Annotated in this window: 11 protein-coding genes; 5 read left to right on the forward strand and 6 right to left on the reverse strand. The window is 63.3% G+C overall.

Annotated elements, in window-relative coordinates:
- From nuoN to BMY38_RS04105, 5 genes are read left to right on the forward strand one after another with little or no spacing between them, the layout of a single operon-like run.
- Positions 1-1431: an NADH-quinone oxidoreductase subunit NuoN gene (gene nuoN, locus BMY38_RS04085; RefSeq protein WP_092759987.1), complete on the forward strand. Its 1431-nt coding sequence runs from the start codon at positions 1-3 to the stop codon at positions 1429-1431.
- Positions 1432-2172 carry a biotin--[acetyl-CoA-carboxylase] ligase gene (locus tag BMY38_RS04090; RefSeq protein WP_092759989.1) on the forward strand — a complete coding sequence of 247 codons (741 nt, stop codon included), beginning with the start codon at positions 1432-1434 and terminating at the stop codon, positions 2170-2172.
- A 1-nt stretch (position 2173) separates the two neighbouring features.
- A complete protein-coding gene (locus BMY38_RS04095) occupies positions 2174-2947 on the forward strand; it encodes a type III pantothenate kinase (protein WP_092759991.1) in 774 nt (257 codons plus the stop codon).
- Positions 2944-4620, forward strand: a complete 1677-nt coding sequence (locus tag BMY38_RS04100; RefSeq protein WP_092759993.1) for a ribonuclease J — start codon at positions 2944-2946, stop codon at positions 4618-4620. Before BMY38_RS04095 ends, BMY38_RS04100 begins: the two co-directional genes overlap by 4 nt.
- Positions 4621-4659: 39 nt before the next feature.
- The gene (locus BMY38_RS04105) at positions 4660-5166 is read left to right on the forward strand and encodes a hypothetical protein (protein ID WP_092759995.1); all 507 of its coding nucleotides are present in this window, start codon (positions 4660-4662) and stop codon (positions 5164-5166) included.
- A gap of 13 nt (positions 5167-5179) precedes the next feature.
- Here the strand turns inward: BMY38_RS04105 and fdhF are convergent, their stop codons facing one another.
- The 6 genes from fdhF to BMY38_RS04135 form a co-directional block, all read right to left on the reverse strand.
- On the reverse strand, positions 5180-7957 hold the full coding sequence (gene fdhF / locus BMY38_RS04110; protein ID WP_092759997.1) for a formate dehydrogenase subunit alpha: 2778 nt from the start codon (positions 7955-7957) through the stop codon (positions 5180-5182).
- A 173-nt stretch (positions 7958-8130) separates the two neighbouring features.
- The gene (locus tag BMY38_RS04115; RefSeq protein ID WP_092759999.1) at positions 8131-8871 is read right to left on the reverse strand and encodes an SDR family NAD(P)-dependent oxidoreductase; all 741 of its coding nucleotides are present in this window, start codon (positions 8869-8871) and stop codon (positions 8131-8133) included.
- Positions 8864-9424 carry a DUF3833 domain-containing protein gene (locus BMY38_RS04120; RefSeq protein WP_092760001.1) on the reverse strand — a complete coding sequence of 187 codons (561 nt, stop codon included), beginning with the start codon at positions 9422-9424 and terminating at the stop codon, positions 8864-8866. The genes BMY38_RS04115 and BMY38_RS04120 overlap by 8 nt, the downstream gene beginning before the upstream one ends.
- Positions 9421-10647, reverse strand: a complete 1227-nt coding sequence (locus BMY38_RS04125; RefSeq protein ID WP_092760003.1) for an MFS transporter — start codon at positions 10645-10647, stop codon at positions 9421-9423. The genes BMY38_RS04120 and BMY38_RS04125 overlap by 4 nt, the downstream gene beginning before the upstream one ends.
- Entirely contained in the window at positions 10644-11435 is a 792-nt protein-coding gene (locus tag BMY38_RS04130; RefSeq protein ID WP_092760005.1) for a DUF1365 domain-containing protein, read from the reverse strand. The genes BMY38_RS04125 and BMY38_RS04130 overlap by 4 nt, the downstream gene beginning before the upstream one ends.
- Positions 11432-12727, reverse strand: coding sequence for an NAD(P)/FAD-dependent oxidoreductase (locus tag BMY38_RS04135; RefSeq protein ID WP_245737493.1), 1296 nt, complete (start codon positions 12725-12727; stop codon positions 11432-11434). The genes BMY38_RS04130 and BMY38_RS04135 overlap by 4 nt, the downstream gene beginning before the upstream one ends.
- Positions 12728-12802 lie beyond the last annotated feature (75 nt).

The raw sequence follows: 12802 nt of genomic DNA on the forward strand, positions 1-12802 counted from the left end.
ATGAGCGCTGATCTGAACACCATCCTGCCCGAGATCATCCTGGCCATCTATGCCATGGGCGCATTGATCGTGGCGGTCTATACCGGCAAGGATGCGCTGGCCCGTCCGCTGATCTGGCTGACCGCTGCGGTTCTGGCCGTTGTGGCTCTTTGGGTCGCCCTGTCGTCGGGCAGCACCCATGCCTTCAACGGCATGATCGTCAAGGACGCTTTCGCCCGGTTCGCGCAGGTCACGATCCTTTTGTCGGCTGCGGTCGTTCTGGTGATCGGTCAGGATTACATGGCCCGAACCAAGATGCTCAAATTCGAATATCCGCTGCTGATCGTCCTGGCGGTGATCGGCATGATGGTCATGGTCTCGTCGGGCAACCTTCTGACAATCTACATGGGGCTGGAGCTTCAGTCCTTGGCGCTCTACGTCGTGGCCTCGATGCGGCGCGACAACCTGAAGTCGACCGAAGCGGGCCTCAAATATTTCGTCCTTGGCGCTCTGTCGTCTGGTCTGCTGCTCTACGGCATTTCGCTGACCTACGGCTATGCCGGAACGCTGGACTTCGCAGGCGTGATCGAAGTCGCGCGGGGCGAAGCACCGTTGGGCCTGCTGTTCGGCCTCGTATTCATGATCTCTGGCATGGCGTTCAAGGTCTCGGCCGCCCCGTTCCACATGTGGACGCCTGACGTCTACGAAGGTTCTCCCACGCCGGTCACCGCGTTCTTCGCCACCGCTCCCAAGATGGCCGCGATGGGCATGTTTGCCCGCGTCGTCTTCGACGCTTTCGGTGGTGTGCTGAACGACTGGCAACAGATCGTCGCGCTTCTGTCTGTGTTATCCATGTTCTGGGGGGCCATCGCCGCGATCGGGCAGCGCGATATCAAACGACTGATGGCGTATTCGTCGATCGCCCATATGGGCTATGCGCTCATGGGTCTGGCTGCCGGGACCGCCGCAGGTGTCAGCGGCATGCTGCTCTACATGGCGATCTATGTGGTGATGAATATCGGCACCTTCGCCTTCATCCTGTCGATGCAGCGGGATGGGCGCGACGTGACCGATATCGCCTCGCTCCAGTTGTTGTCCAAGACGCGCCCCGGCGCGTCGCTGGCCCTGCTGATCCTGATGTTCAGCCTTGCCGGCATTCCGCCGACGCTGGGGTTTTTCGCCAAATACGGTGTGTTGCTGGCGGCAGTCGAAGCGGACCTGGTCTGGCTGGCGGTGCTGGGCGTCGTCGCATCGGTGATCGGCGCATTCTACTATCTGCGGATCGTGTTCTACATCTACTTCGGCGAGGCGGACGAGCCCTTCGCCCCCGATGTGCCGATGGTCCAGATGGTCGCGCTGGTGGCCGCTGCCGTTCTGATGCTGGCGCTTCTGCCCGAACTTCTGGGGCTTGAACCCCTGGCCGCCATCGCCGCCGAATCGCTGGTCAGGTAAGTGACGTCAGGCCCCTGGCCCCCGGGGGTTGACCGCGTCGTTCTGGCGGATGTCGACAGCACATCTGCCGAAGCCACGCGCCGCGCGCCGACCGTACCGACCTGGGTCATGGCGCATCGTCAGACCGCCGCGCGCGGTCGCCGGGGCCGGGCCTGGTCCATGCCCGAGGGCAATTTCGCCGCCTCTTTTGCTTGGTGCCCCGGCGTTGGCCCGGCGTCCATGGGGCTGCGCAGCTTTACCGCCTCGCTGGCCCTGCACGACGTCTTGCGCGGTTTCGGGGTCGAGGGGCTGTCGCTCAAGTGGCCAAACGACGTTCTGCTGAACGATGGCAAGCTGGCGGGCATCTTGCTGGAAAACCCCACCCCCGGCCTTCTGGTGCTGGGCATCGGTATCAACCTGATCGCAACCCCGGACCCGGCCACACTGGAAGCCGGCGCCGTGCCGCCGGTCTGCTTGCTGGCAGCAACCGGCCTTCGGGTCGAGCCGCAAACGATGCTGGACGCACTGGCCCCGGCCTTCGCCGCGCGCGAGGCGCAGCTCAGCACATGGGGCTTTGCGCCGATCCGCACCGAATGGATGAAATACGCCGCCCGCCAGGGCCAGCAGATCACCGTCAAACTGCCGGGTGACACGATCACCGGCACCTTCACCGACGTGGACGACGACGGCCATCTGGTGTTGAAGACGCCGAATGGCCAGCGCCGGATCACGGCGGGCGACATTTTCTTCGGAGGGGGCTGAGATGCTTCTGACAATCGACTGCGGCAACACCAACACGGCCTTCGCCATCTGGGACGGCAGCATCTTCGTAGCAAACTGGCGTTGTGCGACGCAGCATCAGCGGACGGCGGATGAATATTATACGTGGCTTCGCACGTTGATGAACCTGAACAACATCGACGTGGCGATCACCGATGTCATCATTTCGTCGACCGTGCCGCGTGTCGTCTTTAACCTGCGCGTCCTGTGTGACCGCTACTTCAGCACCCGCCCCTACGTCGTCGGCAAACCTGAAACCAAACTTCCCGTTGGCGTCCGCGTCGATGCGGGAACGCAGGTCGGGCCGGACCGTCTGGTCAATACCGTGGCGGGGTTCGGTCGCCACGGCGGCGACCTGATCATCGTCGATTTCGGCACCGCCACCACCTTCGACGTGGCCGATACCGACGGCGCCTATATCGGTGGCGTCATCGCGCCCGGCGTTAACCTGTCGCTGGAGGCGCTGCACATGGCCGCTGCCGCGCTGCCGCATGTGGACATTACCCAGCCACAGCGCGTAGTGGGCACCAACACCGTCGCCTGCATGCAATCGGGCGTCTTCTGGGGCTATGTCGGCCTCATCAAGGAAATTACCGCAAGAATCAGGGCTGAGCGCGATCGCCCGATGAAAGTCATCGCGACCGGGGGGCTTGCGCCCTTATTTCAGCAAGCGGAAGACCTCTTCGACACTTACGAAGACGATTTGACGATGCACGGCCTGACCGTCATCCACAGCTACAACAAGGAAAATCCATGAGCGGCAGAGACCGTCTTATCTACCTGCCCCTCGGCGGGGCAGGCGAAATCGGCATGAACGCCTATGTCTATGGCTACGGGAAACCGGGCAAAGAACGTCTGATCCTCGTCGATATCGGAATCGCTTTCCCGGATATGGCCAGCACCCCCGGCGTGGACATCATTCTGGCCGACATAAGCTGGCTGTCCGAGCGTCTGGACCAACTGGAAGCGGTGTTTATCACCCACGGTCACGAAGATCACGTCGGCGGGATCGGCCACCTGTATCCACAGCTTCAGAAACCGGTTCATGCCCGCAAGTTCACGGCGAACCTTGCGCGCCGCAAATTGCAGGAAAAAGGACAGGACCCCTCTGTCGTCGAAACCGCCGCGCCTTACCCCGCGATGATCGAGGCCGGGCCGTTCAAGGTCGGCTTCCTGCCGGTGTCGCACTCGATTCCGGAATCGAACGCGCTGGTCATCGACACACCCGGCGGGCGCATCATCCACACCGGCGATTTCAAGATCGACCGAACCCCCGTCGTCGGGGAGCCGTTCGACGATGCGCTCTGGGCCGAGGCTGCGAAGCCCGGCATCCGCGCGCTGGTCTGCGATTCCACCAACGTGTTTTCCAAGCATCCCGGCCGGTCCGAGGCCGAGGTGGCCCCGAACCTGAAACCCCTCGTGGCCGCCGCCAAGGGCATGTTCGTCGCGACGACGTTTGCGTCCAACGTCGCCCGTCTGCAATCGCTGGCCATCGCGGGTGAAGCTGCCGGTCGGTCGATCTGCCTGATGGGCCGGGCCATGCGCCGCATGACCGAAGCCGCGCGCGAAGAGGGCATCCTGACGGATTTCCCCAAGACGATTTCGCCCGAGGATGCGGCAAACGTGCCGCGCGAAAGCCTGATGCTGATCGTAACCGGGTCGCAGGGCGAGCGCCGGGCCGCGTCCGCGCAACTGTCGCGTGGCAAGTACTTCGGGATGGAATTGAAGGAAGGCGACACCTTCCTGTTCAGTTCCAAGACCATTCCGGGGAACGAAAAAGAAGTTGCCCACATCATGAACAATCTGTCCGAAATGGGCGTTGACGTGGTGACGGACGACGACGGATTGTATCACGTCTCGGGTCACGCCAACCGCCCGGATCTGGAAACGGTCCACGCGATCACAGATCCGCAGATCGTCATCCCGATGCACGGGGAACACCGTCACCTGCGCGAGCATGCCAAGGTTGCCGATGCCCTGGGACGGGTTGGAGTCGTCGTCCCCAATGGCACCATGCTGGAGCTTTCTGGCAACGCACCCAAAGTCGTCGATCACGTCGAAATCGGGCGTGTCTATCTGGATGGCTCGGCTCTTGTGGGCCAGTTCGATGGCGTGGTCCGGGACCGGATCCGCATGGCGCTGAACGGCCATGTGGTGGTCGCCGTAATGGTCGATGACGACAACCAGATTCTCGAAGACACCTGGGTCGACATTCGTGGCCTGCCCGAAGTGGTCCGCGGCTCTGCTCCTCTGGCTGAAATGATGGAGGAACATCTTGCCGGCAAACTGGCCCGTGTCGACACCCGGACGGCGGGCGACGACGAGAAGCTGGAAGACCTGATCGTCAAAGGCATCCGCAAGGTCGCACAGGACGAGATCGGCAAACGGCCAGAAGTCACGGTGCTGATCACCCGGCTCGCGGCGGAGTAATGTCCCCGCGCGTCGTCAGTTGACACGAAAGGTTCAGCCATGATCCGCAATGCCCTGCCGACCGGTCTTGCCTTGTTCTGTTTCCTTGCCGGACCCGTGCTGGCGGAGGAGGATCGCTACATCGGCGTCTTCGTCGGGTCGCAGCACATCGGCAGCGACGAATACAATGACTTCAATCCGGGCCTGACCTACGGGCGACGCTGGAGCTATGGGACCGGCGGCACCGAAGTCCACGTCGAAGGCGGCGTCTTCTACAACAGCTACCGCGAAGTCTCGCCCATCGTCGTCGCTGGCGTATCGACCCGCGTGGCCCGGATCGGACCGGGCGACCTGCGGCTCGGGGCGAGCGTCGGAATGGCCTATTACAAGGAGCTGTCGGAAGTTCTCGAAGCCAAATACGACTTCCCGAGTGTCGGTGGGTTCCTTCCGGTCGCTGCGGTCACCGGGGCCTACCGCATCCGCAACCTCGAATACCGCCTGAGCGTTCTGCCTTATGGCGATGACGTGGATGGCGTGGTGAACTTTTCTTTCGCGGTCTCGTTCTGACGCACTGACGGGGTCATTCGGCGGCTATCACATCAACCGCTTCGACCTTCACCGCCGAGAACTTGAACTCCGGGATCTTGCCGAACGGATCAAGCGCCGGGTTGGTCAGAAGGTTGGCAGCGGCTTCGACGAAGGCGAAGGGCAGGAAGACCATGTCGGGGGCGATGGCCCGGTCGGCGCGGGCCAGAAGGGTAACCGTGCCGCGACGGGTCGTCAGACGGATCTGGCCACCGGGCGCGATGCCCAGTCTGCGCAGGGTGGACGGATGCAGCGAGCAATTCGCCTCCGGCTCCACCGCGTCCAGAACCTTCGACCGGCGCGTCATCGAGCCGGTGTGCCAATGCTCCAGTTGCCGTCCTGTCGTCAGGATCATCGGGTAATCCGCATCCGGCACCTCGTCGGGCGGAATGACAGACGCGGGTGTGAATTTCGCCCGACCCTCGGGGCGCGGGAAGCCGTCGCCAAACACGATCGCCTGTCCGGGATCGGTGGGCGAGAGCGACGGATATGTCACGGCCCCTTCGGTCTCCAGCCGGTCCCATGTGATGTTCGAAAGCGAATCCATGACCTGACCCATCTCGGCGAAAACCTCGGACGGATGGCTATAGTGCCAATCCAGCCCGCAGCGCCGCGCCAGCTCGGTCGTGATCCACCAATCTTCCTTTGCCGAACCCGGTGGAGAGACTGCGGGACGCCCCATCTGGACCTGCCGGTTGGTGTTGGTGACGGTGCCGGTCTTTTCGGCAAAGGCCGCAGCGGGCAGGATGACGTCGGCATAATTTGCCGTCTCGGTCATGAAGATGTCCTGCACCACAAGACAATCCAGCGCCGCCAGCGCGTCGCGCGCATGGGCCACGTCGGGGTCGGACATTGCCGGGTTTTCGCCCAGAATATACATCGCCCTGATATCGCCCGCGTGGACCGCATCGAGGATCTCGGTGACGGTCAGACCCTTTTCGGCAAGGATCTCGCCGCCAAAGCCGCCGTCATCGCCCCAGAGCGCCGCATATTTTGCCCGCACATCGTCGGACAACACGCTGGCGTAGTCCGGCAGGAACATCGGAATCAGGCCCGCGTCCGACGCGCCCTGCACGTTGTTCTGCCCGCGCAGCGGATGCAGCCCCGCGCCCGGTCGCCCGATCTGGCCGCACATCAGGGCCAGCGAAATCAGGCAACGCGAATTATCGGTCCCGTGGATGTGCTGGCTGATGCCCATGCCCCAGAAGATCATCGCCGACTTGGCGCCCGCGAATATGCGCGCCACCTCGCGGATCGTGTCTGCATCGATGCCGGTCAGGTCGGCCATCTTCTCGGGCGCGAAGCCTTTCAGATGCTCCCGCTCCGCGTTCCAGCCCTCGGTCATCGCCTCGATATACTGGCGATCCACCAATCCTTCTTCGGCGATGACGTGCATGATCGAATTGAGCAGCGCCACATCCGCACCCGGACGGAATTGCAGCATGTGCGATGCGTGACGTCGCAGGCCCACACCCCGCGGGTCCATCACGATCAGCTTGCCACCGCGCTTGGCGAACTGCTTGAAATAGGTCGCAGCAACCGGGTGGTTCTCGACCGGGTTGGCGCCGATGACGATGGCGACGTCGGCGTTCTCAATCTCGTTGAAGGTGGCGGTGACGGCGCCCGACCCGACATTCTCTATCAGGGCGGCGACGGAGGACGCGTGGCACAGCCGGGTGCAGTGATCGACGTTGTTATGGCCGAAGCCCTGGCGGATGAACTTCTGGAACAGATAGGCTTCCTCGTTCGAACACTTGGCTGAGCCGAAGCCCGCGACTTCGCGCCCGCGCCCCTTAAGACCGTTCGCTGCGACGTCCAGCGCCTCCTCCCAGGTCGCCTCGCGGAATACCGCGCCGAAATCGCCCGGATCGACGTTCAGACCCTTGGCCGGCGCGTCGTCGCGGCGGATCAGCGGTTTGGTCAGCCGATGTTCGTGATGGATATAGTCGAAGCCGAACCGTCCCTTGACGCAGAGCCGCCCTTCATTGGCGGGGCCATTGATGCCGTCGACCTTGACGATGCGGCCCGCCCTGGCCTTCAGCGAGACCTGGCAGCCGACACCGCAGAACGGACAGATCGACTTGGTTTCCGTGTCGAAATCGCGACTGTCGCCGACCTGATCCGTCGCCACCATCGTCGCGGGCATCAGCGCGCCGGTCGGACAGGCCTGGACGCATTCGCCGCAGGCCACGCAGGTGCTGTCCCCCATCGGATCGTCGAAATCGAACACCGGCCAGGTGTCGTGCCCGCGCCCGGCCATGCCGATCACGTCGTTCACCTGCACTTCGCGGCAGGCCCGCACACACAAACCACACTGGATACAGGCGTCCAGATTGACGCGCATCGCGACGTGGCTGTCGTCGAGCAGGGGAATGCGCTCGACTTCCATCGTCGGCAGACGGCTCTCCTGCAGGCCCTGCGCATCGGCCACGTCCCACAGATGCGAGGACCTGTCGTGCGCCACTTCCCGTTCCGGCTGATCGGCCAGCAGCATCTCGACGACCATCCTGCGTGCTCCCCTGGCCCGCGCACTGTCGGTCACCACCACCATGCCCTCGGACGGTTCGCGTATACAGGACGCCGCCAGGACCCGCTCGCCCTCGATCTCGACCATGCAGGCGCGGCAGTTGCCATCAGGTCGATAGCCGGGTGCAGGCCTGTGGCACAGATGCGGGATCACAAGTCCCCGCCCATGCGCCACCTCCCAGATGGTATCACCGGGAACGGCCTCGACCGGCTGACCGTCAAGCGTAAAGCGAATGGTGTCGGACATGGGCGCGGCCCTCCCTCGGGGCCAACCCTAGAAGCGCCGCGCCAAAGCTGAAAGCCCATGCACGACACCGTGTCCCCCTGAAACGACGATGCCGGTTTCCGATCGTGAACCTGTGTCTTCCTCTTGGAAAAAATATTCCGGGGAGCGCGAGGGGCTGGCCCCTCGCCCCCGCCTCAGCGGTTGCGCGCAAACAATCCGTACCAGAGCCAGTCGGGCAAAAACTGCCCGCCGCGAAACAACCACGAAAAGACCGTCGGGAAGCTCTTCTTGAAATCGTCGGTGCACATCAGCTCGAACATCTGGCGGGCGGCGTCTTCCGGCTCCATCAGGAAAGGCATGTCGAAATCGTTCTTCTCGGTCAGGCGCGTCTTGATGAAGCCCGGATTGGCGACCTGCACCGTCACGCCGGTCTTTCGCAGATCGGCATGCATCCCCTCGGCCAGCCACATCACCCCCGCCTTGGACGCGCCGTATCCGGTGGCGCCGGGCAGTCCGCGAAACCCCGATAAAGACCCGGTCAGCACGATATGTCCGGCGTCGCGTGCGACCATGTCGCCGATCACCGCGCCGACCGCACGGGCCGCACCGGTGAAGTTTACGTCGCACATCGCCTCAACCTGCTCGGGGTTCCATTCCTGCGCTTTCTGCGGCCAATAGACCCCGGCCAGAAAGACCAGCCCGTCGATATGTCCGGCCTCCGCCGCCGCCGCTTCGACCGATGTACGGTCGGACACGTCGCAGACAATCACCCGCGATTTGCCGGGCAGCCGATCGGCAAGCGTCTTCAGTTTGTCTTCCGAACGGGCCGACAGGATCACTTCGGCTCCGGCCCGTGACAGCGTCTCGGCCAGTGCCGCGCCCAGACCTTCGGATGCGCCGATCAGCCAGTACCGTTTGCCGCTCCACTCACGCATGCTGTGCACCCATCGGGCGGATCGTGCAGAACAGCTCCGCCACCTTGATCCCGAACTTGCGGAACTGACTGCGGTTCAGGATGACGCCATCGGGCTGAACATACATCCAGTCGACGGCATCCAGCACATGCCCGCCATTCGATTCAGGCAGTCGGATGCGATATCGCAGACCCAATGTATTGCCCGCCAGAGTGCCGCGACCTGTACCGATCACGTCGTCGGCTTCGGCGCGGATAGCGCCATTGTCCTCCAGCGTAAGGCGCCATTCCCGATCCTGCGTGCTGCCGTCATCGTAGATGAAGTGTTCATCCATCGTGCCGCGTGGCCCTTCCCACTGCATTTTCATCGTGGCGCGAAACCGCGAGGTGACGCGTCCGGTCGGACCGAAGATCATCCCTTCGCACAGAAGCTCTCCGGACAGATGCCGATGCATATCAAAAGTCGGCAGGTTTCCAACGTATTCATCGGGCTTCTGCGACGTGAACCCGGTAAAATGGCGCATCGCCCAGATCAGCAGTAGACTGATCACGATGCCCAAGATGAATGCGGTCATACGTCAATACCTTTCCCGGTTCGGGCCAGCAGGGTCAGCGCCAGTGTCTTCAATCCAAGCGGTATGCCTGCATAAAGCAGTGTCAGAGACCAAAGCGCGAGATCCCCGTTCTGTTCCCCCGAAACGAAGCCCGAAGCTTTAAGAATAGGAAACAATGCGATCGCGGCAAGGGCCAGGGTCGCCTTGTTCACAAAGGACCACAATCCGAATCCGTCCGCCGCGGATGGCGCGATCACGGCCATTCGCCGCGCGAACAGCGCCGGAAGAAGGCTCAGGTCCGCACCCACGGCTGCGCCCGATGCGATGCAGACAGCGGCGAAGGCCCAAAGGTCGCCCGTTCCCAGCGGCAGGGCGAAGGCAAACGCCACGATGGCAAGCGTCATTGCGGCCATCAGGGTATGTCGCGCGCCGAACCGCGCCGCCGCCTTGCCCCACGCCGGGACGGCGGCCGCCGCTGACAGAAAGAACAGCAGCAAAAGCCAGCCTTCCTGTCCGGGCGCTCCAAGGCGGTCGGCAACGAAGAACAGGAACAGGGTGGATGTGACCGCCACCGGAGCCGCGTTCACCAGCGCGATCAGCAACAGGCGTCGCGCAACAGCATCGGACAGGACGGTTCGCAGGCCCGTGGACCTGGGCGCTGTGCCGCGCGATGACCATTCGGGGGCCATCAGCAGCAGGGCCAGCGCGGTCGCGGCAGCAAATGCGAGTGCATACCACAGGAACGGCGCACCCGTGCCCGTCAGCACCGTGGGCAATACGGCAGCTATGCAGACACCGATCAACGCGCCGGTCTCACGCCAGGCGGCCAGACGCACATGGTTGCCGTCGGTTTGTGCGGCGCGGGCGACACCCTGGGCATAGAAACAGATCGTCAGGAACGAGAACGCCGAGAACAGCAAGGCCAGCGACAGGGCGAACCACCAGATCGGTGGCAGCATCGGTGGAATTGCAAACAGCATCGCCATCGCTGTGGCCATGATTGCGCCTGCCCCCGCGACCATCGACCCGCGAAACTCCCGCGTCCGCTCGGACAAACAGCCCAATAGCGGGTCCTGCACCACGTCGAACAGCCGCAGAGCGAACAGAGCGATGGACAGTTGCGCCAGGGTGACGCCTTGTGTGTCGACGTAGAACTTGGGCGCGTGAATATAAATCGGCAGCCCCGCCGCGGACAGCACTGCGGCAAAACCGGCATAGCGGACAAGCCCGCGACCAGGCGTCATGAATGCGTTTCGGATCGGGATGCGGGCCGCGAAACCTCAGGCGAAGGCGGCGTCGGGCGGCCCCGGAACGTTCCGCCTTTCCACCACAGCTTCAGCGCCTGCCAGTGGATCAGTCCCAGAACCCGCCGCGTGCCGAACGGCCGGCGCAGCGCCGCGCGGATCAACGCGCGATTGGTCAGCGGCTGGCGCGGGCCGGTCAGCGTTGCCAGAAGACGCCCGTTACCCTGCCGGTAATCGATGCGGATCGAAATCCGCTCCGGCTGGATGTCGAAGTTGAACGTGTATCCACCCGCGACAGGCTGAAACGGCGAGACGTGCAGCACCTTGACCGACGACAGCTTCATGTCCGGCGTGATCGGGGCCAGATCGTCAGCGTGCGACAGATACGAATGACGGTCGCCATAGGTATTCGTCACTTCGGAGATAACGGCCCGCAATTCGCCCTCCGCCCCCTCGATCAGCCAGAAACTGACCGGGTTGAAGACATGTCCCAGAACGCGGGGTTGCGCCAGAAGCAGGATACGCCCGACCGTCAGTTCGGGCAGGGCATCGGCCAGCACGTCGCGCACCCACCCGACACCGCGTCCCTGACCCGGCGGACCGCCGTGATCGCGGTCGCGGATCTGCGCGAAAGCGCTGCCCTTGCGCGAAAACAGACCGGGCAGGGGGCCATCGTCGGTCGGGTCCAGCAGAATGTAATCGACACCGTAGCTGAAGTGATTCTCGACCCCCTCGGCATTGCGACCGTGAAAGGTCGTGCCTGGAATATGGTCGAGAACCCGTCTCACGCGGCCGCGATGGCCGGACGTTGCCGCCGTCCCATGGCTTCCACGACGTCAAGCGCGCTTGCGAAACCGTCCTCGTGGAAGCCGTTCTTCATCCATGCACCGCAAAACCACGTGTGGTCGGTGCCATTGCGGGCGCGGATACCTTCGACCGCTTTCATCATCGCCAGATCATAGATCGGATGGCGGAAAGTGGTGCGGTCGTAGATCAGTTCCTCGCGAATTTCCTGCTGGGAATTCAGGGTGGAAAACATCGGATCGTCCTGTGGAATGGGCTGCAGGCGGTTCATCCAGTAGGTTAGGCCGATGCGGTCGGGGCGCGTGGCCTGCTCGGCATAATTCCACGAGGCCCAGACCTTCCGGCGTTTCGGCATGACGGACGCATCGGCATGCAGGACCGCGTCGTTATCGTGATACCGGATGCGCGACAACATGGCGATCTCACCGGGTGTGGCATCGGACAGAAGGGCAAGGCTGTCATCGGAATGCGTCGCAAGGATCACATCGTCGAACACCTCCCATTCGCCGCCATTTGTCCGCACCTCGGCTCCGCCCGGTATGCGGCGGATGCCCTGCACCGGCGCACCCATCCGCAAAGTCACGTGTTGCCGTTGAAGATGCGCCTGCAACCGGCGGACGTATTCAATCGACCCGCCCTGAACCGTATACCATTTGTGCTGGCCCGTGTGGCTCAGAAGGTTGTGGTTCTGAAAGAACTGGATCATCGCCTGCGCCGGAAAGTCCATCACGTTCCGGCTGGGCGTCGACCAGATCGCGCCGGAAATCGGCCCCAGATACCAGTCCCGGAAGGTCTGCCCCATACCGAGCCGGTCCAGAAAATCACGCAACGGCAAAGTCGGGTCGATGGCGGCCTCGGCGGCGCGGGCGTTGAACCGGAAGATGTCGCGTACCATCCGCACGAAGCGCGGCGACAGCAGGTTGCGGCGCTGGGCGAAGACCGTATCGGGCGACTGAAGCGAATATTCGATGCGTCCGCCCTCCAGCGAAGCGGCAAAAGACATATCGCTGTCGGCAATCGGCACATCCAGATCCTCGAACAGCCGGACAAGGTTGGGATAGTTCACCTTGTTGTAGACGATGAAACCGGTATCCACCGGCTGGTCCCCGCGCCTGCCCGCCAGAACGGTGCGGGCATGACCGCCCAGACGGGGCGCGGCTTCGATCAGGGTGACGGCGTGGTTCGGGGCCAGCGCATGCGCGGCAGCCAGTCCGCTGATGCCGCCGCCGATGACGGCAATGCGCCGGGGCGGGGTCGTCGAATTGGGAAAAGGCAAACCGTATCCTGCTCGTCGTTTCTTGGGTCCGCATGTCTGCGACCGGGGCGGCGATGCGGTCAGTTGCGCATCCCG

The sequence above is a fragment of the Jannaschia helgolandensis genome (genome assembly GCF_900109285.1).
GTDB classification, from domain to species: Bacteria; Pseudomonadota; Alphaproteobacteria; order Rhodobacterales; family Rhodobacteraceae; genus Jannaschia; species Jannaschia helgolandensis.